At 59.2% G+C, this 20315-nt stretch carries 25 protein-coding genes and 1 pseudogene; 24 read left to right on the forward strand and 2 right to left on the reverse strand.

Features of this window, described 5'->3' with window-relative positions; translation table 11 throughout:
• The 19 genes from J3P97_RS07280 (at position 1) to J3P97_RS07370 (ending at position 14454) form a co-directional block, all read left to right on the forward strand.
• Positions 1–189 (forward strand): hypothetical protein, encoded by a 189-nt coding sequence (locus J3P97_RS07280; protein ID WP_316912881.1) that lies wholly within the window; start codon positions 1–3, stop codon positions 187–189.
• Positions 189–509, forward strand: coding sequence for a head-tail joining protein (locus tag J3P97_RS07285; protein ID WP_434673802.1), 321 nt, complete (start codon positions 189–191; stop codon positions 507–509). Before J3P97_RS07280 ends, J3P97_RS07285 begins: the two co-directional genes overlap by 1 nt.
• Positions 506–1168, forward strand: a complete 663-nt coding sequence (locus tag J3P97_RS07290; RefSeq protein ID WP_434673803.1) for a hypothetical protein — start codon at positions 506–508, stop codon at positions 1166–1168. The genes J3P97_RS07285 and J3P97_RS07290 overlap by 4 nt, the downstream gene beginning before the upstream one ends.
• A complete protein-coding gene (locus J3P97_RS07295; protein WP_434673804.1) occupies positions 1161–1691 on the forward strand; it encodes a hypothetical protein in 531 nt (176 codons plus the stop codon). Before J3P97_RS07290 ends, J3P97_RS07295 begins: the two co-directional genes overlap by 8 nt.
• A complete protein-coding gene (locus J3P97_RS07300) occupies positions 1688–2251 on the forward strand; it encodes a phage baseplate assembly protein V (protein ID WP_081352406.1) in 564 nt (187 codons plus the stop codon). The genes J3P97_RS07295 and J3P97_RS07300 overlap by 4 nt, the downstream gene beginning before the upstream one ends.
• A 59-nt stretch (positions 2252–2310) precedes the next feature.
• Positions 2311–2559 carry a hypothetical protein gene (locus tag J3P97_RS07305; protein ID WP_434673805.1) on the forward strand — a complete coding sequence of 83 codons (249 nt, stop codon included), beginning with the start codon at positions 2311–2313 and terminating at the stop codon, positions 2557–2559.
• Between the two features lie 4 nt (positions 2560–2563).
• The gene (locus J3P97_RS07310) at positions 2564–2890 is read left to right on the forward strand and encodes a GPW/gp25 family protein (protein WP_434673806.1); all 327 of its coding nucleotides are present in this window, start codon (positions 2564–2566) and stop codon (positions 2888–2890) included.
• Complete coding sequence (locus tag J3P97_RS07315; protein ID WP_434673807.1) at positions 2887–3771, forward strand: baseplate assembly protein; 885 nt, start codon at positions 2887–2889, stop codon at positions 3769–3771. Before J3P97_RS07310 ends, J3P97_RS07315 begins: the two co-directional genes overlap by 4 nt.
• The gene (locus tag J3P97_RS07320; protein ID WP_434673808.1) at positions 3768–4370 is read left to right on the forward strand and encodes a phage tail protein I; all 603 of its coding nucleotides are present in this window, start codon (positions 3768–3770) and stop codon (positions 4368–4370) included. Before J3P97_RS07315 ends, J3P97_RS07320 begins: the two co-directional genes overlap by 4 nt.
• Complete coding sequence (locus J3P97_RS07325; RefSeq protein ID WP_434673809.1) at positions 4370–6337, forward strand: phage tail protein; 1968 nt, start codon at positions 4370–4372, stop codon at positions 6335–6337. Before J3P97_RS07320 ends, J3P97_RS07325 begins: the two co-directional genes overlap by 1 nt.
• A gap of 8 nt (positions 6338–6345) precedes the next feature.
• The gene (locus J3P97_RS07330; RefSeq protein WP_434673810.1) at positions 6346–6765 is read left to right on the forward strand and encodes an ATP-binding protein; all 420 of its coding nucleotides are present in this window, start codon (positions 6346–6348) and stop codon (positions 6763–6765) included.
• Positions 6766–6852: 87 nt separating this feature from the next.
• The gene (locus J3P97_RS07335) at positions 6853–8016 is read left to right on the forward strand and encodes a phage tail sheath subtilisin-like domain-containing protein (protein WP_434673811.1); all 1164 of its coding nucleotides are present in this window, start codon (positions 6853–6855) and stop codon (positions 8014–8016) included.
• A gap of 12 nt (positions 8017–8028) precedes the next feature.
• The gene (locus tag J3P97_RS07340; RefSeq protein WP_043041982.1) at positions 8029–8538 is read left to right on the forward strand and encodes a phage major tail tube protein; all 510 of its coding nucleotides are present in this window, start codon (positions 8029–8031) and stop codon (positions 8536–8538) included.
• Positions 8539–8604: 66 nt separating this feature from the next.
• Positions 8605–8931 (forward strand): phage tail assembly protein, encoded by a 327-nt coding sequence (locus J3P97_RS07345; protein ID WP_434673812.1) that lies wholly within the window; start codon positions 8605–8607, stop codon positions 8929–8931.
• 100 nt (positions 8932–9031) lie between these two features.
• Entirely contained in the window at positions 9032–11608 is a 2577-nt protein-coding gene (locus J3P97_RS07350) for a phage tail tape measure protein (RefSeq protein ID WP_434673813.1), read from the forward strand.
• Between the two features lie 9 nt (positions 11609–11617).
• Positions 11618–12463 carry a phage tail protein gene (locus J3P97_RS07355; RefSeq protein ID WP_434673814.1) on the forward strand — a complete coding sequence of 282 codons (846 nt, stop codon included), beginning with the start codon at positions 11618–11620 and terminating at the stop codon, positions 12461–12463.
• Entirely contained in the window at positions 12438–12644 is a 207-nt protein-coding gene (locus J3P97_RS07360) for a tail protein X (protein ID WP_135846590.1), read from the forward strand. Before J3P97_RS07355 ends, J3P97_RS07360 begins: the two co-directional genes overlap by 26 nt.
• 63 nt (positions 12645–12707) lie before the next feature.
• Positions 12708–13754, forward strand: a complete 1047-nt coding sequence (locus tag J3P97_RS07365) for a phage late control D family protein (protein ID WP_434673815.1) — start codon at positions 12708–12710, stop codon at positions 13752–13754.
• 67 nt (positions 13755–13821) lie between these two features.
• Positions 13822–14454 (forward strand): glycoside hydrolase family 19 protein, encoded by a 633-nt coding sequence (locus J3P97_RS07370; RefSeq protein WP_434673816.1) that lies wholly within the window; start codon positions 13822–13824, stop codon positions 14452–14454.
• On the opposite strand, the gene J3P97_RS07375 is transcribed toward J3P97_RS07370, so the two are convergent.
• The gene (locus tag J3P97_RS07375; protein ID WP_434673817.1) at positions 14451–15383 is read right to left on the reverse strand and encodes an IS110 family transposase; all 933 of its coding nucleotides are present in this window, start codon (positions 15381–15383) and stop codon (positions 14451–14453) included. The genes J3P97_RS07370 and J3P97_RS07375 overlap by 4 nt on opposite strands.
• 229 nt (positions 15384–15612) lie before the next feature.
• Here J3P97_RS07375 and J3P97_RS07380 point away from each other — a divergent pair, with 229 nt between their 5' ends.
• A complete protein-coding gene (locus J3P97_RS07380; RefSeq protein WP_434673818.1) occupies positions 15613–16155 on the forward strand; it encodes a lysis system i-spanin subunit Rz in 543 nt (180 codons plus the stop codon).
• On the opposite strand, the gene J3P97_RS07385 is transcribed toward J3P97_RS07380, so the two are convergent.
• The gene (locus tag J3P97_RS07385; RefSeq protein WP_434673819.1) at positions 16152–16367 is read right to left on the reverse strand and encodes a hypothetical protein; all 216 of its coding nucleotides are present in this window, start codon (positions 16365–16367) and stop codon (positions 16152–16154) included. The two genes, J3P97_RS07380 and J3P97_RS07385, sit on opposite strands and share 4 nt — an antisense overlap.
• Before the next feature lie 519 nt (positions 16368–16886).
• Here J3P97_RS07385 and J3P97_RS07390 point away from each other — a divergent pair.
• The 4 genes and pseudogenes from J3P97_RS07390 to umuC form a co-directional block, all read left to right on the forward strand.
• Positions 16887–17034: pseudogene (locus tag J3P97_RS07390) on the forward strand (lysis protein); the annotation flags it as partial.
• Between the two features lie 149 nt (positions 17035–17183).
• Entirely contained in the window at positions 17184–17978 is a 795-nt protein-coding gene (locus tag J3P97_RS07395; RefSeq protein WP_434673820.1) for a DNA adenine methylase, read from the forward strand.
• Positions 17979–18478: 500 nt separating this feature from the next.
• On the forward strand, positions 18479–18904 hold the full coding sequence (locus J3P97_RS07400; protein ID WP_434673821.1) for a LexA family protein: 426 nt from the start codon (positions 18479–18481) through the stop codon (positions 18902–18904).
• The gene (umuC, locus tag J3P97_RS07405) at positions 18897–20174 is read left to right on the forward strand and encodes a translesion error-prone DNA polymerase V subunit UmuC (RefSeq protein WP_434673822.1); all 1278 of its coding nucleotides are present in this window, start codon (positions 18897–18899) and stop codon (positions 20172–20174) included. Before J3P97_RS07400 ends, umuC begins: the two co-directional genes overlap by 8 nt.
• Positions 20175–20315 lie beyond the last annotated feature (141 nt).

The following is a 20315-nucleotide window of genomic DNA, read 5'->3' on the forward strand; positions in this document are numbered from 1 at the left end:
ATGGCCGCGAAAGTTGAGTACGTAGTGATCGAAGGCTGTGTGCAGGACGGTGCCAAGCTGGTGCGAAAAGGTGAAGTGTACGTTCCGCCCAGCACTGAGATCCGGGATCTGTTGCTCGAAGAAGGCGTCATTGCCAAGCGCGGCAAGCTGGAGTCCGGATCCGCCGCATCGGATGACGGAGATAGCTGATGGCTTTCCGTGACCAGGTGGCAGCGATGGATGCGCAGTTACTGGATGTCCTGGGCGACGAGGCTCTGGTCGACGGTCGCGACTTACCAGTGCCGGGATTCTTCGCGGCGCCCTGGTTGCAACCAAAGGTGGGAAGGATCAATACCGGTATACGCGAGCCAGTGTTCGCCGTCCGTATTGTTGATGCCCACCTCATTTCGGATGGCCAGTTAATCACTGTCCAACTGATGCCAGAAGACGGTGGCGGGCGTTATGTCATCGTCAAACGTGAGCCGGATGGCACCGGTTGGGTCAACTTGATTCTTCGGGAGGTGCGATGAGCGTCGGCAGTCATGTCAAATCCTCGGCCAGTTCCGGTCTGTTCACGCTGCAACTGGCTCAAGCCGATAAGGAGGCGTTCTCCGACTTTGCCGCTCTTGTTCCACAAGCCGCCCGTGCAGCTCAACGGCGAGCCCTGAATAAGACGCTGCGTTGGTTGCGCACTCACGTTGCACGAACGGTAGGCCGGCAAGCTCGAATCGCCATCGCCGCTGTGCGTCAGCGACTAAAGGCTTACCCAGTCAACTCCAACGAGCAAGCCAAGTTGTGGTTTGGCGTCAATCCCATTGAGGCCAGTCGCGCAGGCAGGGTACGACAGGGCCGCTCTGGCGTATCTGTCGCGGGTCGCAAGTATCAGGGGGCGTTCTATAAGACCGTTTATGGCGGCGCGCCTGACATATGGATTCGTACCGCCAGTAAACACTTCAGAGCAAGCGACTATCCCGACAGTGACGTGTCAGGCGGCGGTGGGCCAAGTTCGGGCTGGATTGCCGAGAACGGCAGCCGCTATCCACTGGCCAAGGCCAAAATATCGCTCGACGACGTGCGGCCTCACTTTGAGGAATGGTCGCGTCGTGCGCATCAGCGACTGCTTGAGATCCTGGAGCAGGAGATGAATTTCGAGCTGCAAAAATACTTGAGGAAATCAGCCCATGTCTGATCCCATCATTCCTCTCGGCCATCTTTACTCAGCCATCGAAGAACAGATCGCCCAGGCTATCCCCGGCTTGGCATACATCTGCACCATGCCTGACATGTTGCAGCACGTACCCATTCCCGCTGTGGTGCTCGAACTGGTCGAACTGGAGCCCGGTCGGGACCCCGGCACTGGCGAAGTCGGTGTCGAGGCGCGATTCGAAGCACGCATCATTGTCGGCAGCGATCACGAACGCTGTCAGCAGGTAGCGGCATTCATCGCGGCTCAGCTGATTATTTTGCTGCGCATGCAGACGTGGGGATTGGCGGTCGAGCCTGCAGAGTTCATCCAGGCATCACAGGACTGGACCCGGCCGGAGCTCGACAGCTATGCGGTGTGGGTCGTCGAGTGGACCCAGGGCATTTACCTAGGCAAGGAAGAGTGGCCGTGGCCGAATCAACCGCCGGGTACTTTACTCTGGGGCTTCAGCCCAGACACTGGCCCTGGCAGCGAAGGAAGCTATCAGCCACCGGAGGAAATGGCATGAGCTACCCCAGCGCGCAGCATGACCGCATGCTGGCCGGCCTGGTCAAGGATTGTTATGTGGTCGCGCTGGATCTGACCGCTTCGCCACCCGCATGTCGGGTGTCGGATGGGGACTGGGTCAGTGCCTGGGTGCGATGGCACAGCATCGCAGCCGGCAAAGCCCGTCATTGGCGAGCGCCCAGCATGGGCGAGCAGGGAACTCTGGTAAGTGCCAGCGGCGATGTGGCGCAGGGCACATTTATCCCCGGCCTCTATGGCGATGCCGGGGCACCGCCGGACAACCGCGACCACGTCGAGGTATGGCGTTTCGAGGATGGGGGCTCGCTGGTCTATGACTGGCAGGCCGGCACCTACACCATCACCGTGCCAAGCGGTACCGTGACGATCAAAGTCGGCGGAACCGAAGTGGTCGTAACGGACAGCGAGATAAACGCCACGGCAGGCGATATCACCCTGACGGGCAATGTGCTGATCAACGGCCCGTTGCAGGTCACGGGCGATATCAACGGCGGCGGAAAAATCATCGATACCGGTGGCAACACGCCGAACCACAAACACTGACTCCGACATTTATCCACAGCCCGCCAAGTGCGGGCTTTCGCATTTCTGGAGCTACCCAAATGAGCAAAACGCGAACAGACACCGAGCGGCCAACTGCCGTCGCGACGGTGCCTGAGCCCGTCCAAACCGAGTCGTCGGCCCCCATCGGACCGGCACGAGTGTTTCGTGACACCCGATACACCTCACGCACGCTGATCATGCCGGACGGCAGCAGCTTGCCGATCATCGCCGGCCAGGTCACAGCCTGCGGCGATGATCAATACGCCTTTCTCAAGGCCCACCCGGATATGCAACAGCTGACGGAGTAATTCCATGATCGGAGTGGACCGTCGCACGGGGCAGCCGCTGTCCGGGCAGGCGCATTTGCGGCAGTCCATTGAGGACATTTTGAGCACGCCTGTCGGCAGCCGCCGCATGCGGCCAGAGTACGGCAGCCAAATGCGTCGCTATGTCGACCTGTCAGTTAATGAGGGCTGGAAAAGCGCGGTACAGGCCGAGGTTGCTCGTGCCCTAGGGCGCTGGGAGCCCCGTTTGAAGCTTGAGCGTGTCCGGGTCGTTGCGGTGGTGGATGGACAGATCACCTTGCAACTGACGGGCTCTTACATTGGTGATGGCGTGGTGCTGGAGGTGAACGCATGAGCACTATCGACCTTTCGGCATTACCGGCGCCACAGGTGCTGGAGAGTCTGGATTTTGAAGAGCTGTATCAGGGCGAGCTGGCGACGTTCCGCGAGTACATGGGCGACAACTGGACCGCTTTCCTTGAAAGCGATCCGGTGACCAAGCTGCTGGAGCTGGGCGCCTATCGACGCATGCAGAATCGGGCGAGGGTCAACGACGCGGCCAAGGCACTGTTTGTGGCTCATGCCACTGGTGCTGACCTGGTGCAGTTGGCCGCCAACGTGAATCTTGAGCGCCTGGTCATTCAGGCTGAGGACTTGACCGCCGTGCCGCCAGTATCGGCGGTGCTGGAAAGCTACGACGCACTGCGCGAGCGTATCCAATTGAGGTACGAAGGGCTGACCACTGCCGGGCCACGGAACAGTTACATCCTGCATGCCCGTAACGCCTCGGGCCTGGTGGCCGATGCCACGGCCGAAAGCCCGGCGCCGGCCGAGGTGGTCGTGACGGTGCTGTCCCTGGAGGGCGATGGTACGGCCAGCCCCGAGTTGTTGGCCGAAGTCGACACTCACCTCAACGACGAGGATCGGCGGCCTGTTGCTGATCGGCTGACAGTGCAGGGCGCCGAGATCCTGCCTTATCGAATCGATGCCGTGGTGTACATGGCCGGTACAGGCCCTGAAAACGAGGCAGCACTTGCCGAGTGCAATGCGCGCTTGCAGGCCTGGATTAACCCCCGGCGCCGCTTGGGCGTTGAGGTGGCCCGTTCGGCGATTGATGCACAGATCCACGTCAGCGGCGTGGCCCGAGTCGAGATTCCTGGATGGGTAGACATCCGTCCAACCAAGGCCCAGGCAGCGTGGTGCGCGGGGTTCACCATAAAGCGGGGTGGTAAATGAAAAGTTTGCTTCCCCTCAACAGCACTCAGCTTGAGCGGGCCATTGAGGCGGCTATCGACGAAACAACGGAAATACCGCTCAGAACCCTATACAACCCGGACACCTGCCCGGCGCACCTGCTTTACCAACTGGCTTGGGCCTGGTCCGTGGACCGCTGGGACGAGGCCTGGCCCGAAGAGGTCAAGCGCTCGGTGATTCGCTCTTCGTTCTACGTCCATGCCCACAAGGGCACCATAGGCGCCTTGCGCCGTGTGGTGGAGCCGTTCGGCTATCTCATCGAGGTAGTGGAGTGGTTCAAGACTCAACCTATGGGGGTGCCGGGAACGTTCGCCTTGAAGATCGGTGTTTCCGATGAAGGCATCAGCGAAGAAACCTATCAGGAACTGACGTGGCTGATCGATGACGCCCGGCCGGTCAGTCGCCACATGACCGGATTAGCGATCAGCCTCGAAACCCGAGGGAAATTGAACATCGGTGTTGCCCTGTATGAGGGCGACGAAATCGACGTGTACCCGCCGATCCTGCGTGACATTGAAGTCACCGGATCCATCGGCGTGGTAGGGCGCGAACACACCATAGACACCTTGGACGTTTACTAATGATTGATCAGACCTCGCAATTTTTCGCGATTCTCACGAACGTGGGAGCGGCGAAACAGGCGAACGCCGATGCCCTTGGCGTTCCGTGGAAACTTACCGAAATGGGCGTGGGTGACGCCAACGGCACCGACCCGGTTCCAAGCGCTGCGCAAACGTCTCTTATCAACGAATGGCGCCGCCGACCGCTGAATCAGCTTTTTATTGACCCAGTCAATCCGGCGGTGATTGTCGCCGAGCAAGTGATTCCGGCCGATGAGGGTGGATACTGGATTCGTGAAATCGGTCTGTACGACGCTGACGGGGACCTGGTGGCGGTCGCGAACTGCCCGCCGAGTTTTAAGCCGATCATGTCGCAGGGCTCGGGCAGGACCCAAGTCGTTCGGATGAACTTCATTGTCAGCAGCACGGGCAACATCACGTTGAAGATTGACCCTTCTGTGGTGTTGGCGACACGGGAGTTTGTCGAAAGACGAATCCAGGAAGAACTGAACAAACTCGATAACAAGCAGTCGGTGCGCGTAGCGACCACGGCCAATATAGCGTTGACTGGGCTTCAGACCATCGACGGCGTGAGCCTGCTAGCAGGCGACCGGGTGTTGGTGAAGAATCAAGCGGCCTCCAAGGACAACGGCATCTACATTGTTGGCGTAGCGGCATGGCAGCGTGCGCCGGATGCTGACAGCAGTGCTGAAGTTACCTCGGCGATGATTCTGTCCGTTGAGCAAGGCGCTACGCTGGCCGACACTCGGTGGCAGTTGGTAACGGATGGGGCGATTGTCCTAGGTACCACGTCGCTGACTTTTCAGAACATCACCCAGGGGTTCGCAACCATAAATTCCCCGGCGTTGGTGAACCCAACGGCAAACACTCCGCCTCAGTTTGATAACTCGAAGGCGCTGGCCACTTCCGAGTTTGTAAAGAGGATGGGGCTTGAATACCGGGATTACACCAACTACACGGCGACGACGACACTAACCGCCGCTGACATTGGCAAAGTGGCTGCGTTTGGTAGCGCTGGGTCAGTGACCGCCACTCTCCCAACTGGCGGGCTAATTCCACGGGGAGCGGTGGTCAAGATACTGTGCAGCATGGGCGCGGTAACGGTAAAGGCCGCCGCTGGCGATTCAATCGATGCCATTAACTTCGTCGGCAACATCTCCATGGCTCAAGGTGATACCGCCGAGTTTATTCGCATCGACTCGCTGTGGCGGCTAATGGGCGGCAGTGTCTCGCTGAAATACGCGGCCGTCATGTCTGGCCCCAACTGGACCACCCCGGCGCAATTCGACAACAGCAAATTGTTGGCAACTTCAGAGTTCGTACAGCGCGAAAAGGGCAGTTTTGCCAGTAGTGCAGGGATTGCAGGAGGCAATGTCACCTTAACGGCGGCGCACGTCGGCACACGAATTGAAATGTCAGCAGGCGGCACGTTGACATTGCCGAAGGCAAGTACCCTACCCAAGGGGGCGGCAATTCTTATTACGACTTCAAGCGCGGTCGATGCGGCCAAGTTGGCGCTGTTGGCAGGTGACTCACTGGCTATCAATAACGTTTCCGTCCCGACGCCTTACACCATGGCCGTTGGGTCTGACATTTTGCTGGTGTCGGACGGTGCGATGTGGCGTGCCCACGCAAGCCTTGAATGTCTGAGATCGTCATCGTTGTTTGCAGCGATCTTCGGAGCTAACGGCCACCAAATTTTGCCCAGTGGCTGGACGTTCAAAATTGGACACGCATCAACGGACACCGCAACAGGAACAGTGCCGGTAACTTTTCCGACTGCATTTCCTACAGCTTGTATGTTCGTGGGGGCCATGTATGCCGGGGCCAGTGGGGCACCGAATCCAAGCGTTTGTCAGTGCGGACAACCGACCCGTACAGGTTTTACGGGCTACATAACGAGTGTGGCGAGCAATAGTTCGTCTGTAACTGTGGGTGGCTACAACTGGCTAGCCATTGGCTATTGAGGGTACCTATGTTCGCTAAATGGATTGAGGAAGATGGTCGATTTGCCTTCGAGGTAACGGATAACGGGGGCATCGAAATATCTGAAGAAGATCACGCAGCACTATTCGAGCGGCGCCAGGAGGTCAAGATCATTGGAAAGGGTGCTGATGGCCGACCGGAGTTGCAGGACCCGCCACAGCCGACCGTAGAGGAGCTAGCGGGTATCGAGCGGGCTTGGCGTGATAATCAACTTTCGCTTACTGATGGGGTTGTGACACGCCATCGCGATGAACTGGAAGAAGGCGTAGAGCCTACATTGGCTGCCGACCAATATATCGAGCTTCAGGCGTACCGTCGCGCGCTTCGCAACTGGCCGGAAGCGGGCGAGTTCCCGTTGATTGATCATCGACCGCCGCCGCCCCTTTGGCTGGCTGGCCAGGTCCAATAAGCGCCCCGCACTGACGGGGCGTTTTCTTTTCCGCTTCACCAAAAACAAGGCCTCGCACTGCGGGGCTTTTTCGTATCTGGAGAATCTATGAGCTTCTTTCACGGCGTTACCACTACGAACGTCGACACCGGCGCTCGTGTCATTGCGTTGCCTTCGTCCTCGATCATTGGACTGGTTGATACCTTCGTGCCGGCGCCGGCCTACAGCGCGCAGCCGAATGACCTGGTGGTGATCACCAATGAGCGCGAAGCAGTGGCAGCCTTCGGCGCCGACTCGGCGATCACCAAAGCCTGCAAGGCCATTTACACCCGGGCCAAGGCGGTGATCGTCGCCTGTGGTGTGGCCCAGTTGGCCGATCCGGCTGCACAGACCTCGGCAATCATCGGCGGCGTTCTGGCTGACGGCAAGCGTACCGGCCTACAGGCGCTGCTGGACGGCAAGAGCCGGTTCAACGCGCAGCCGCGGCTGTTGGTAACGCCCAAGCACAGCGCGACACAGGCTGTCGGTACCGCGTTGGTCGCGCTGGCCGACAAGTTGCGAGGGCTCGCCATCCTCGACGGCCCGAACACCACCGATGAGGCGGTGATGGCTTACGCCGAGAACTTCGGCGCCAAGCGGGCGTACCTGGTTGATCCAGGCGTGCAGTACTGGGACACCACGGCGGACGCCACGGTCGATGCACCGGGCTCGGCCTGGGTGGCTGGCTTGTTTGCCTGGACCGACAGCGAATACGGCTTCTGGGCTTCGCCTTCGAACAAGGAGTTTGTCGGTATCACCGGCACCTCTCGCCCGATTGAGTTTTTGGATGGTGACGAAACCTGCCGGGCCAACCTGCTCAACAACGCCAACATCACCACGATTATCCGTGATGATGGTTTCCGCCTTTGGGGCAACCGCACGCTGTCGAGCGATCCGAAGTGGGCGTTCGTCACTCGCGTACGGACGATGGACATCGTCATGGACGCGATCCTCTACGGCCACAAATGGGCGGTCGACCGTTCCATCACCGCGACTTACATCAAGGACGTGACCGAAGGTCTGCAAGCGTTCATGCGCGACCTGAAAGCCCAAGGCGCAATCATCAACTTCGAGGTGTATGCCGACCCGGAGCTGAACACGGCCAGCCAGCTGGAACAGGGCAAGGTGTATTGGAACATCCGCTTCACCGATGTTCCGCCGGCAGAAAACCCCAACTTCCGCGTAGAGGTCACCAATCAATGGCTGACCGAAGTGCTCGACACCGCCGCTTAAGGAGCGACCTCAATGGCAATGATTCCCGAAACCCTGGCGAACCTGAACTTGTTCGCTGACGGCGTCAGCTTCCAGGGCGATGTGCCGAGCCTGACGCTGCCCAAGCTCACGCTCAAGATGGAAGAGCATCGCGGCGGCGGCATGGATGCGCCGGTCGAGCTGGACATGGGCATGGAAAAACAGGAAGCGAACTTTACTACCACTGGCGTACGCCGTGAGTCGTTGAAGTTCTTCGGCTTGGCCGACGGCACGGCGTTCAACGGTACGTTCCGAGGGGCCTATAAAGGGCTCAAGGGCAAAGTCACGCCGGTCATCGTCACCCTGCGCGGCACGTTGAAAGAAGTCGACATGGGCGACTGGAAACCGGGCGACAAGGCCGAGATCAAGCACTCCATCGGGCTGACGTACTACAAGCTCGAAGTGGACGGCCGAACCGTCTACGAGATCGACCCCATCGGCATGCGCCGCGTAATTAATGGCGTTGATCAGCTGGCCGCGCAGCGTTCCGCCTTGGGCCTTTAACCCTTCTTGATATCCCGCCTGGCGAGTCGCCTGGGCGATGGTTCCTCTGTTTAAGGACACACCTCTATGAGCAGTACTGCAATCCCAAGCTGGATGACCCTGAGCGCTGACCGCGTCACCGTAAAACTGACTGTGCCATCAGAAGCCAACGGCGTGCGTGTCGATACGCTGAGCCTCCGAACACCGACCGTGCGTGACCTTCGCATTGCCCGCCAGACAGCGCCCAATGATGAGGAGCAACAAGATCTGAACTTGTTCGCCTCCCTGGCCGAAGTCGGGATTAAGGATCTGGATGGCTTGACGCTGAAGGACTTCAACCGCATACAGGCCGGCTATTTTCGCCTGGTGCGAGAAGATGAATTTCAACCCCAAGGTGCAGAAGCAACTGGCTAAGCGTCTAGCCGCCGAACTGAATTTTTCCGCCGCTGAAATTCTCGCCATGCCGTTCTCCGACATGGTCTGGTGGCTCTCAGACTGAAAAAAGGGGTAGACGATGGCTAGCAAACTGGCGTTATCGCTGGTGATTGGTGGCGCCGTCAGTTCGACGATGGCGTCTGCCTTCCGCACGGTCGATGGCCACATCAAAAAGCTGGAGGAAAAAGGCAGCAAGGCCAAGGTGCTCAAGAGCACCATTGGCGAAACCATCCGCCTGCGCGATGAATGGAAGCGGGCGCACGACACCGGTGCTGCTTCGGCGGATGGTCTGTTGCGCAAGCTCAACGGCAACCTTGACGCCCTGCGTAAACAGGGCGTGGAGGTGGGCAGGCTGGGGCAGGAGTACCAGCGCCTCGGCCGTGCAGCTAAAGCCGCCGATCTGCAGCTCAAAGGTCACCAGCAGCTCGATGCCGGCAAGAAAGGAATCACGTCGAGCATTGGTCAGGGTGTTGTCGCCACAGGCCTGGCGGCGATTCCGACCAAGGTCAGCGCGGATTATCAGGCGATCATCCGCGACATCGCGATCAAGGCGGATGTGGTCAACAAGCCGCAAGAAACACAGCTTAGCCAGACAGTAATCCAGACCTCTCGCGATACCGGCATGGCCCGTAACGACGTCGCAGACCTGGTGAACCAGCTGGTCGGTGCCGGTATGGACCTCAAGCAGGCCATGGCCTACGCGCCGACGGCGGCGAAGTTTGCCATCGGCCAGGGCGCCTCCGGCGTCGACACGGCCAGCATGATCATGGCGCTGCAGCAGAACGCCAAGATCACTGATCCCAAGGTGATGCAGCAGGCCCTGGAGGCCATTGCCTACCAAGGGCAGGCTGGTAGCTTCGAGGCCAGTGATATGGCCCGGTGGTTCCCGCAACTGCTGGCCAGCATGGAGAAGAACGGAAGCACCGGCATGGAGGCGGTCAGCTCCTTGGGCGCGATGCTTCAAGTCCAGATGAAAACGGCCGGCGGCTCGGACGAAGCGGCCAACAACCTGAAAAACTGGATGGAGAAAATCGGTTCGGGCGACGTGGTCAAGGCGTACAAGGACGCCGGCATTGACTATCAAGGCTCCCTGAACACTGGCATTCAGAAGGGCATGTCGACCCTGGAATCCAGCTTCGCCCTGGCGATGAAATACATCCAGGCCACCGACCCGGCGAAAGCCGCGAAGATGGCCGAGGCCCAGGCCAAGATCAGCAAGGAGACGGATCCGGAGAAGGCCAAGGCGGCGCTCGATGCGCTGGAGAAATCCCTACGTACCGGTGACCTGTTCGCCGACATGCAGGTCAAGGCAGCGCTCACGGCCTACTCGCAAAACAAGTCGCTGTACGAGCAGTTGAAAAAGGATTCGCAGTCTTCTGGGGGGATCCTCGATAAGAACCTGGCCGAGCGGCGCGAAACGTCGAAACAGATGTGGGACGAGCTAGGCCAGGCGGTTAGCGATGGCATGCGCAGCGTGGGAGACGCCATCCGCCCGGCGACCGATGCGGTCGCCCAGGGGCTGACCTCAATCGTGCGTGGGCTGACCAAGCTTTCCGATGGCTCGCAGCCGGTGGTGCTGGGCATTGCTGCCATCACCGCCGGCTTGTTGGCCCTCAAGACGGCCGCCAGCGCGGTGAAGATTGGCAAGGGGTTGTACAACATCTCGCGTGGCCGGGCGATGGAGCGAGGCGTGGGTGCCCTTGGTGATGCTGCTGCCAAAGCTCCGAAAACCGGTATCAAGACGGTGGATAAGGGCCTCGGCGTACTCGGTAAGCTGATGGGAGCGGGCAATGATTCCAGTGGGGGGCTGAGCACTGAGCCGCAACGTGTATTCGTCGTCAACGCCGATGCGATAGGTCGAGCAGGCTCTGGTCCAGGCTCAGGCGCCGACGGTGCAGGCAGACGTCAGCGTGGGCGACGTGGCCGCCGTTCCGGCATCGGGACCCTCCCACGTCGCCGATTGCCCGGCCGGGCGTCGAGCATCCCGTCCGTATCGGCTCCTGCCGCCGTCTCTATGATGCCAAAGGTTGGCCTGTTGGCTGCTGCGCCTATCGCCGCTGCAGCGGAGGCGGTGCCCGATGGCTCGCTCGGCCGTGCGGTTCAATCGTTCAGGGGCGTCACCCGAGCCACCAAGCGTCTCCCCGGCGGTTCGGTATTGGATGCCGGGGTGGGAGTTATCGATACCGCGCTCAATGCCACGACTCAAGACGAAAAAGCCGAGGGGTATGGCGGTGCTGCGGGTGGTTTTGCGGGCGCCCTGGCCGGCGGTGCAGCGGGGGCCGCGATCGGTTCGGTGGTGCCAATCATCGGTACGGCCATCGGCGGCGCAATCGGTGCCGCGCTGGGCGGCCTGGGCGGCGAAAGCATCGGCAGCTTCTTGGGTAAGTCCTGGTTTGGCAGTGAGGCCAAGGCGGAAGAGGCCAAGCCTCCCGAGGTCGCCAAGCCAGCTGATCCCACACCGCCCGTGCTGCCAAAGGTTGAGCAAGCTTTCAGCTTTGCGCCGAATGTCTCCATCACCGTCCAAGGCGATGTTAAAGATCCTGCGCAGCTGGCTCGGGAGCTGGAGCCGCATTTGCGTCAGCTCATGGAAGCTTTCTCTCGGGAGACGCTCGCTCGACAGTCGTCGAGCCAGTTGTTCGATGCCCCCCACGTTTAAGGAGGTGCCATGGCCTACATGGAGCAAATGCAATCGGTGCTGAAGTCGCTGCTTGCAGCGGGGGAGTCCGGCCGTACCAGTCTCGACGGGATGCTGGGTCCGCTCAACGGCGCCATCAGCGACATGACGGGCGCCGCCTCGGAGCTGGAAGGGGTGCCCTTCATTGGGCCTGCCATCGGCGCCAAGATGCAGCGGACCATGCGGGCAATCAACGCGGCGCAGTCCACCGTGGGCCAGGTGGCGGCGAAGTACAACCAAGCCGTCACCGCTGCCGGCCAAGTCCAAGAGCGGCTGGGTTCGCTCAAGGAGCAGGCCGGAAAGGCGGGTGCAGCAATTAATCGCATCGCTGGCCAGGTCAGCCCCTCGCTGAGCAACATCATGCCCACGGGTTCATTTGCGCCACAGCTGACGCCTGTGGCCGAGGCGGTGAAGCCGTTCCCGCACCTGCTGATCATGCAGCCCCTGGAGCCGAACTCGCAGCCGTACTACTTCAACCTGGATACGGCGGCTTTCGAGGAACTACGTCGGCAAACGTCGTTTCGTTGGGCAGGCCAGGAACGTCTGACACGCAGCATCGCTCAGCAGGCGGTCGGCCAGGGAGAGGACAAGATCAACCTTAAGGGCGTGATTTTTCCGGGCTTCAAAGGTGGGCTCAAACAGCTGGACACCTTGCGCACCATCGGGCGACGTCTGCAGCCGGTAAACCTGACTACCGGCTACGGCGAAGTGCTCGGCACCTGGTGCCTGCTCAACATTGAGGAAGATCAAAGCAACCTGCTGGCGGGTGGTATTCCGCGTAAGCAATCCTTTTCACTGGAGTTTGTGAGCTATGGCGACGACCTGCAGAACGTCTGACGGGGATCTATTGGACACCGTTTGTCATCACTACTACGGCCATCTGAATGGCACGGTGGAGGCCGTGCTCGCCGCCAATCAAGGCCTGGCCGATGAGCCTCAACCGTTTCGCGCTGGGGTGATCATCGTGCTGCCGGATCTGCCGGCGCAGACGCTGGAGGATATCCAGCTGTGGGATTAACCAGCACCGTCGCACGTCACAAGCCCCGCTCCGTGCGGGGTTTCTCTTTTCTGGAGTATCACCATGAAGCCGACCTATCGCATCGTTGCGGACGGCAAGGACATCACCGCGTTGATCAATGATCGATTATTGAGTCTGCGCACCTCGGACAAGCCGGGCATGGATTCGGATGACTTCGAGTTGCGGATCGATGATCGTGATCAAGCGGTTGCGCTGCCTACGCGGGGGGCGGGTATCGAGGTTTATCTGGGATATACCGGTCAGGCCCTGACCCGTCTGGGGCGCTACACCGTCGACGAGATCGAGTTGTCGGGGCCGCCTGACACGATGGTGATCCGGGGTAAAGCCAGTGACATGCGTGGCAGCGGCAAGACCGTGCGCAGTGGGTCTTGGGAAAACGTGCCCCTGCAGCAGATTGTCCGCGACGTAGCCGCTCGCAATGGTTGGCAGCCGGTGTGCCCGGTGCAAGCCAAGGTGCCTCGAGTCGACCAGCTCAACGAGTCGGATTACAACTTCATCACCCGCCTTGCCAAACAATATGACTGCACGGCTAAGCTGGCCGACGGCAAGCTGTTGGTCATGCCTCGGCAAGGTGGCCAGACAGCCAGCGGTAAGAACCTGAGCCCTGTGGTTCTGAGGCGCGCTGATTTGAGCCGCTATCAATTCCGTCTCGGCGACCGCAATACGCAAAAGGCAGTACGCACCAAGCACCAGGACAAAAAGTCCGGCGCGCTTAAGGTGGTCGAGCTGGACAACGACGACCTGCCGAACGGCCTGCCAGCGGTCCATACCGACCGGCATATCTACCCCAACAAGTCAGCCGCCGAGCAAGCCGCCAAGGCGCGCTTGGCCGCCTTCAATCGCAGCAGCGCCGGGGTTCGCCTGGAAATGGCCGGCCGCACCGATGTGTTTGCCGAACGGTCCATCATTGTCCAGGGCATCAAGCCCGGGCTTGATGGTGAGTATCTGGCTGAGGCGGTGGAGCAACTGTTCACCTCCAGTGGCTGGACCACCACCGTCGAGTGCAACGGTGGCAAGAAGGGCAAGGCCAATGCCAAAGGTAAGAAAAAGAAGAAGGAAGCCAAGCCGGTCAAGATCGTCCAGCTTTAGGCGCACTGAGCACCAGCCTCAAACACAACCGCAACCCGCCATCGAGCGGGCTTTTTTTGGAGCCCCCATGCCACTCACTGAGCAGCAATTACAGCGCATCATGCCCAACGCCCGCCGCCAAGCGGGCGTTTTTGTTTCGGCCCTGAACGCCGCCATGGCCCACCGACAGATTGACACGCCCAAGCGGCAGGCCGCATTCCTGGCCCAGGTTGGGCATGAGTCCGGCCAACTGCAGTACGTGCGGGAGCTGGGCGGCGATCAATACCTCAGCAAATACGACACCGGTTCGCTGGCTTCGAAACTCGGCAACACCCCCGAACTCGACGGAGATGGCCAGCGCTATCGTGGTCGCGGCTTAATCCAGATTACCGGTGCCCACAACTACCTACGCTGCAGCTTGGCGCTGTTCGGTGACGAGCGCCTGTTGCGTACGCCTGAACTACTGGAGCTGCCCCAATGGGCGGCCGAGTCGGCTGCATGGTTCTGGTGGGTCAGGGAACTGAACGTGCTGGCTGATCGTGATGAGTTCGAAATGATCACCCGGAAAATCAACGGCGGGCTCAATGGTCTGCAGGATCGCCTGCAGCTGTGGGAGCAACTGTCTTGGATGATTTATTTAGCCATCGTTTCCAGGGACAGCAAGACTCCCACAGCTCCAGGCCATGCAAAATCTGAGGGGATCTCCGTGATCGCACTTTAGGCGACAAGGCCCTTCCACTCAGAACCATCCCGGATCATTGCGTTTAGACGTACCAGCAAGACACGCATGCATGCGATGAGCGCAACCTTGGCGCATTTACCTTTCTCGCGAAGCGCCTTATACCGGGCATTGAAGTCAGGCTGATACCTGATCACTGACCAGCAGGCCATGTACAAAGCGCGCCTAGCGGCGAACCTACCTCCGCTGATGTAGCGTTTGCCTTTGTGCGTGCCGCTATCGTCGTTGTAGGGGGCGATGCCTGCCAATGCTGCGATCTGATGCCGGCCAACCTCGCCGAGCTCAGGAAGATAGGCCATTACACTGGCCGCCGTAACCAGACCGATCCCCTTAACCGAACGCAGATGAGTAACTTTTTCACGGTCCAGGCTTTCAGCGCTTTGACGGATCAATTTTTCTATCAACTTAACGGCTTCACACAGATAGTCGATATGACTCTGCAACGCGGGTTTGACTGCCTCAGACGACGCTGTCTTAAGCCTGCGCTTGTCGTCATCTCTCTGCTGAACAAAGTTTTCCCGTTGCTGGACCAGTGCGCGCAAGTCGTCCTGTTCGACACTTGTGATCCGGCTGTTAGCAGATTTGATAACCGCTGCAAATTGCGCCAGGAGGCGCGCATCTATCGGGTCGGTTTTAGCTTGTTGTCCCATTGCCTTGGCAAAGCTTTTGGCTCGGCACGGGTTGATCCGAATGACCTCAAACCCTGCTGCCTGAAGCGCTTTCATGACGTTTCGTTCGTAACCGCCTGTGGCTTCCAGCAACACGCGACCGACCTGATGGAGCAGCAGCCAACTAATTAATCCAGGAAAATCACCCTCGGCGTTAGGGCAACTCACCCCGACATCTAACAGATCAACCTGCACCTGAAGACTGTCTTTTGAAACATCAATACCCGCTGGATAGGAAAACATAGCCAAACCCTCTTACACTCAAGGTGAGAGCGCTCTGGCTTGGCCCACGCTTGTAACTGTTCGAGGTGGGCTCGTTCAACTGTTCGGGCTCAATGACCAGAGTGGAGAGGTGAGTGGCAGCATGGGCTCCCACACGTGCTTTAAGCACTTCGGGCGTTCAGCTTGCCACCCACCGCTCTCACCCTCAGTCTAATCGCGGTGCAAGACACAAGCGGGCGAGGGCGGTGCTATGCGTCTCGTCGACCTGATCCCGCTGCAATACCGCGTGCTGGTCGCCGGGCTTCTACTGTTCGCTCTGGTCGCCACTTCGGCGGTTCTCGCCTGGACGGTCCAGGGCTGGCGATACGGCCAGCAGTTGGAAAAACAAGCCCGGCTCCACACCGAAACCCTCAACCAAATCACCCTGGCCTCGGCCGCGCTGCAGCGCACCGAGCAGGACAAGCGCCTGGCCCTGGAACAGCGGCTGGCCGCCAAAGACCAAACCCACTATCGAGCCCTAACCGATGCCCAACGTGATCAAGATCGCCTGCGTGATCGCCTCGCTACTGCTGATGTCCGGCTGTCAGTCCTACTCGACGCCACCGATACCGCCAGCGGTTGTGCAGTGCCAACCACAACCAGCGCCGGCGGCGTGGTTCATGGAACCACACGCGCCCGACTTGACCCGGCGCATGCTCAACGAATTGTCGGCATCACCGACGACGGGGACCGGGGGTTGATAGCGCTGAAAGCCTGCCAAGCCTATGCCAGAGAGGTGTCGCAAGGACTTTAACGGCGCAAAGCGTTACTCAGTGCCATTTCGGCATCGCCCTTTAGCGCGTCGGCTTCAGCTTGGGAGATTATGCCGCAGTGGACATAGCCATTAAGCATCCCCATCAGTTGGTCGAAGTGTCTTTGCGCTTCCCCGTCGCCTAGCAAAATGCTGTGAATCTCAGCTTGGGCGTATTGAATAACCTTCGAATGTAGTCGCTCAGTGGCGTCCATCGGTTAGTCCTATGAGGTGTGCATTTCGGGGAATCGCCCATAGGGCGCATTAATTTCTCGACGCGCACGTGAGGGGCTATTCCTCAAATCATCCGCCTGTCTAATTGGTTGAGAAGGTTTTAGGGGCGTCAGGTCAGCTCATAAAGGAGCAACGAGCCTCCAAGAGTTCAGTTCAATGACTTGAGTTGCAGCCATGCGAAGACGAGATTTACCTACGCCCTCGGGGGATTATCAAAGTGATGTGGCTTACGCTTGGAACGCTCGCGTAACAGCCCTATGCGAGGACTTTGCCGTGCAAAGAGACTTACTGCTCGGGCAGATCCATGTTGTGTATACCATGCTTTCAGGATTGGATGCGTTAGTTAATACGGGTCCTTCAAGATTGCCTGGATGGCCTGACGAGACGTTGAGCTGGGGGCCTTGTCATCCAAGGGAGTGGAACCAATTTCAGCCTATGGTTGCGCTTTCCAACGGTGCGACCCACGTTAAACGTTACCCATTCAAACCCGTTATTCCTTCACCGGTACCGGCCCTACGGTTCATAGAGCCACACGCGCCCGACTTGACCCCGCGCATGCTCAACATCGGCATCACCGATGCCGGCCGAGGGTTGGTAGCTCTGGAAGTCTCTCAGGCCTACGCCAAAGAAGTTTCAACACCGAAGTAAAAAGGAGCGACCGGACCGGATGCGCCAACATCCGATCCGGTCGCCGTCCCTGCAGATGTCCCTGCAAGTCCAGCCAAGGCTCCTGCTCCGTGCACAAAGCGCGGCGAGCCTAGCACCTGTTTATCCATACAGTAAAGGTCTTGCTTTCAATGAGTTCTCCCATCATCCCTTGGATGGGCGGCAAGCGCCGCCTAGCCGACCGCCTCATTCCGCTTTTTCCGCCTCACGAATGCTATGTCGAAGTCTTTGCGGGCGGTGCCGCGCTTTACTTCATGCGACCCCAGGCCGCCCCGGTTGAAGTTCTGAACGACATCAACGGCGACCTGGTGACGCTTTATCGCGTCGTGCAGAACCACCTGGAAGAGTTCGTGCGCCAGTTCAAATGGGCGCTCAGCTCGCGCCAGGTATTCGAGTGGCAGAAAATGACCCGTCCTGAAACCCTCACCGACATCCAGCGCGCCGCCCGGTTCTTCTACCTGCAGCACCATGCCTTCGCCGGCAAGGTCACCGGGCAAACGTTCGGCACCGCAACCACTGGCCCGGCCATTAACCTGCTGCGGATTGAGGAAAACCTCTCGGCCGCATGGCAGCGACTGTCCGGTACCTACGTCGAAAACCTTCCCTGGCTTGATTGCGCTGAGCGCTACGACCGCGCTCATACGTTCCACTACATGGACCCGCCGTACTGGCAGACCGCTGGATATGGCGTGGATTTCCCGTTCGAGAATTACGAGCGGATGGCTGACTTCATGCGTCGCTGCAAGGGCAAGGTAATGGTCAGCATCAACGACCACTCGGACATCCGTCGTGTGTTTGAAGGCTTTCACTTCGAGACGTTGGACATTCGCTACAGCAACACGAACCAGCGTCAGGGCACGGCCGAGGTCAGCGGCGAACTCGTGATCATGAACTGGGAATCTGCATCGTTGGGAGGACTTTTTTAATCACCAAGGCGAGTCCACGAAGCTAGTTTTCCCCGTCGACATTCATGATGTCTTTCCCGGTCCTGTATTTTTGGACCGCTCGGACAAGCGCAACTCTCTCAGCAGATAGCTGTGCGTTCATCTCGATTAGGCCTGTGATATTCCTCTGTGCGTTACGGAGCAGAACGCGCAGGTCGGCCATTTCGCCCTCCAGCATGTTCACATAATGCGCCCGCGTTTCTTCGAGTGTCGGCGAGCCGAGCCAGTGGTCTGTGTCTTCAATTCGTACTGGTCCATGACCGATACCTTGTATAGCTGTTTGGATATACAGTAATCGAGGCAGTAAGCGCTGGACGATAGCAAGCCGACGAAATGCAGATGCGGACCAAGGCAGTGTACGACTACCACCTGTAGAGGCGGTACGACTCATCCACTTGTCCGAATTCCCCTACAAAGAAATTGACCGCAAAACCTGTACAACGTTAACTGTATATCTGTACAGGTTTTGGAAGTCGTGCGTGATGAGCTTTTCAATTTTAGGTCCTATCGCCGAAGGCGGCTTAAAGCTGCCTCTCTGTTCGTTTCGAGTACCCGCCGGGTTTCCGTCCCCGGCAGCGGACCACATCGAAGCGCACATCTCGTTGGATGAGGTTCTCAACATACGCGCCCCGCATGTCTACCTGGTGTCCATCGCCGGGGAAAGCATGCAAGGGGCTGGGATCTTTGAAGGGGACCTAGCCGTCGTGGACCGTGCGATTGAACCTGCGCATGGCCACATCGTCGTGGCGCTGCTGAACAACGAACCCGTATGCAAACGCCTTTGCATACGTGGGAAGGAGGTGATTCTCCTGTCGGAGAACCCAAAGTACCCACCGAGGTACGTGCTCGAGGGCGACGACCTGGTCATCTGGGGCGTCATCACCTGCAGCGTGCGCAGCCATGTCTAAAGCCCAGCCCGTTTTCGCCCTGATCGACTGCAACAGCTTCTACGCCAGTTGCGAAAGAGTGTTCCGTCCGGACCTGGCCCGCGTGCCCATTGTGGTGCTGAGCAACAACGACGGCTGTGTGATCGCTCGCAGCTACGACGCCAAGCCCTACGTGAAGATGGGCGAGCCGTATTTCCAGATCAAGCACAAGCTGCAGAAACACGGCATTGTCCCGTTCTCGTCGAATTACGCGCTCTATGGAGACATGAGTGAGCGGGTCATGACGCTCATTGAATCGATGGTGCCCGCAGTTGAGGTCTATAGCATCGACGAAGCCTTCGCGGATCTGACCGGCATTGACGGCCGGGATGCCCTTGGCCGGAAGATCCGTAGTCAGGTGCTGCGCTGCACTGGTATTCCCGTCGGGGTAGGGATCGCTCACACCAAGACCCTGGCGAAGCTGGCCAATCACACCGCCAAGCGGCTCCAGGTGCAAACGGGCGGCGTGGTCGATATATGCGACCCGTTCAAGCGCGACTGGGTGCTGCGCAACACCGACGTGTCCGAAGTCTGGGGAGTCGGTCGCAAGATGAAACTTCACCTGGACGCCATGGACATCAAAACCGCGATGGATCTGGCGAAGGCCGACCCTTGGACACTACGTAAGAAATTCAGCATGGTGATAGAGAAGACGGCACGCGAACTCGCCGGCACGCCATGCCTGGAGCTAGATGAGCCGGACCCGCCGAAACAGGAGATCTGTTGTAGTCGGATGTTCGGGAAGCGGCTCACGGAGCTGACGCCGATCAAGGAGGCGGTGGCCACCTACATGATGCGAGCCTCGGAAAAGCTCAGGGCGCAGAAGTCGCTGTGTAAGAAGGTCCGTGTCAGCATCCGCACCGGCATGTTCAACCCGGAGGAGGCGAAGTACGCCAACGGTGTGCTGATCGACATGCCGTACCCCACGGACGATGGGCGGCTGCTGACCAAGGCTGCGGTAGATGCACTTGACCGGGTTTTCCGACCAGGCTTCAAGTACAGCAAGGCCGAGGTGCTGTTGATGAATCTCTGTCAGCGAGGAGAGTACACCGACGACCTGTTTGCCACCTCGCAGCCTGTCGACGCCACGAAGTTGATGGCGGTGTTGGACCAGATCAACGGACGCTGGGGCAGGGGGACGCTGCGTTCAGCCTGCGTGCCTGCAAATCCTGAATGGGCCATGCGCCGGGAGATGATGAGCCAGAGCTACACGACCAAGCTGGATCAGCTGTGGCAGGTGTCCTGTGGATGATTAATAGCCGTACCCACCGCTCTGCTTTCTTCGTTCTGGCTGTACGACCGTCTTTCTGCACGAGAGGCGTAGGAAGCGACGCAGCAAAAGTTGAGTGCGCTACGCTTAGCTAAGCGTTACGTGATCGTAGTGGAATCGCGA

The sequence above is a fragment of the Pseudomonas sp. R1-15 genome (assembly GCF_051132085.1).
Classification (GTDB): domain Bacteria; phylum Pseudomonadota; class Gammaproteobacteria; order Pseudomonadales; family Pseudomonadaceae; genus Aquipseudomonas.

What these genes read in the sequence shown, in the direction of transcription:
- J3P97_RS07285 (WP_434673802.1), top strand. Translation starts at nt 189, where the DNA reads ATGGCTTTCCGTGACCAGGTGGCAGCGATGGATGCGCAGTTACTGGAT.
- J3P97_RS07395 (WP_434673820.1), top strand. Translation starts at nt 17,184, where the DNA reads ATGAGTTCTCCCATCATCCCTTGGATGGGCGGCAAGCGCCGCCTAGCC.
- J3P97_RS07350 (WP_434673813.1), top strand. Translation starts at nt 9,032, where the DNA reads ATGGCTAGCAAACTGGCGTTATCGCTGGTGATTGGTGGCGCCGTCAGT.
- J3P97_RS07310 (WP_434673806.1), top strand. Translation starts at nt 2,564, where the DNA reads ATGATCGGAGTGGACCGTCGCACGGGGCAGCCGCTGTCCGGGCAGGCG.
- J3P97_RS07370 (WP_434673816.1), top strand. Translation starts at nt 13,822, where the DNA reads ATGCCACTCACTGAGCAGCAATTACAGCGCATCATGCCCAACGCCCGC.
- J3P97_RS07300 (WP_081352406.1), top strand. Translation starts at nt 1,688, where the DNA reads ATGAGCTACCCCAGCGCGCAGCATGACCGCATGCTGGCCGGCCTGGTC.
- J3P97_RS07345 (WP_434673812.1), top strand. Translation starts at nt 8,605, where the DNA reads ATGAGCAGTACTGCAATCCCAAGCTGGATGACCCTGAGCGCTGACCGC.
- J3P97_RS07355 (WP_434673814.1), top strand. Translation starts at nt 11,618, where the DNA reads ATGGCCTACATGGAGCAAATGCAATCGGTGCTGAAGTCGCTGCTTGCA.
- J3P97_RS07320 (WP_434673808.1), top strand. Translation starts at nt 3,768, where the DNA reads ATGAAAAGTTTGCTTCCCCTCAACAGCACTCAGCTTGAGCGGGCCATT.
- J3P97_RS07385 (WP_434673819.1), bottom strand. Translation starts at nt 16,367, where the DNA reads ATGGACGCCACTGAGCGACTACATTCGAAGGTTATTCAATACGCCCAA.
- J3P97_RS07340 (WP_043041982.1), top strand. Translation starts at nt 8,029, where the DNA reads ATGGCAATGATTCCCGAAACCCTGGCGAACCTGAACTTGTTCGCTGAC.
- J3P97_RS07335 (WP_434673811.1), top strand. Translation starts at nt 6,853, where the DNA reads ATGAGCTTCTTTCACGGCGTTACCACTACGAACGTCGACACCGGCGCT.
- J3P97_RS07380 (WP_434673818.1), top strand. Translation starts at nt 15,613, where the DNA reads ATGCGTCTCGTCGACCTGATCCCGCTGCAATACCGCGTGCTGGTCGCC.
- J3P97_RS07360 (WP_135846590.1), top strand. Translation starts at nt 12,438, where the DNA reads ATGGCGACGACCTGCAGAACGTCTGACGGGGATCTATTGGACACCGTT.
- J3P97_RS07325 (WP_434673809.1), top strand. Translation starts at nt 4,370, where the DNA reads ATGATTGATCAGACCTCGCAATTTTTCGCGATTCTCACGAACGTGGGA.
- J3P97_RS07295 (WP_434673804.1), top strand. Translation starts at nt 1,161, where the DNA reads ATGTCTGATCCCATCATTCCTCTCGGCCATCTTTACTCAGCCATCGAA.
- J3P97_RS07330 (WP_434673810.1), top strand. Translation starts at nt 6,346, where the DNA reads ATGTTCGCTAAATGGATTGAGGAAGATGGTCGATTTGCCTTCGAGGTA.
- J3P97_RS07290 (WP_434673803.1), top strand. Translation starts at nt 506, where the DNA reads ATGAGCGTCGGCAGTCATGTCAAATCCTCGGCCAGTTCCGGTCTGTTC.
- J3P97_RS07365 (WP_434673815.1), top strand. Translation starts at nt 12,708, where the DNA reads ATGAAGCCGACCTATCGCATCGTTGCGGACGGCAAGGACATCACCGCG.
- J3P97_RS07315 (WP_434673807.1), top strand. Translation starts at nt 2,887, where the DNA reads ATGAGCACTATCGACCTTTCGGCATTACCGGCGCCACAGGTGCTGGAG.
- J3P97_RS07375 (WP_434673817.1), bottom strand. Translation starts at nt 15,383, where the DNA reads ATGTTTTCCTATCCAGCGGGTATTGATGTTTCAAAAGACAGTCTTCAG.
- J3P97_RS07400 (WP_434673821.1), top strand. Translation starts at nt 18,479, where the DNA reads ATGAGCTTTTCAATTTTAGGTCCTATCGCCGAAGGCGGCTTAAAGCTG.
- J3P97_RS07305 (WP_434673805.1), top strand. Translation starts at nt 2,311, where the DNA reads ATGAGCAAAACGCGAACAGACACCGAGCGGCCAACTGCCGTCGCGACG.
- J3P97_RS07280 (WP_316912881.1), top strand. Translation starts at nt 1, where the DNA reads ATGGCCGCGAAAGTTGAGTACGTAGTGATCGAAGGCTGTGTGCAGGAC.
- umuC (WP_434673822.1), top strand. Translation starts at nt 18,897, where the DNA reads ATGTCTAAAGCCCAGCCCGTTTTCGCCCTGATCGACTGCAACAGCTTC.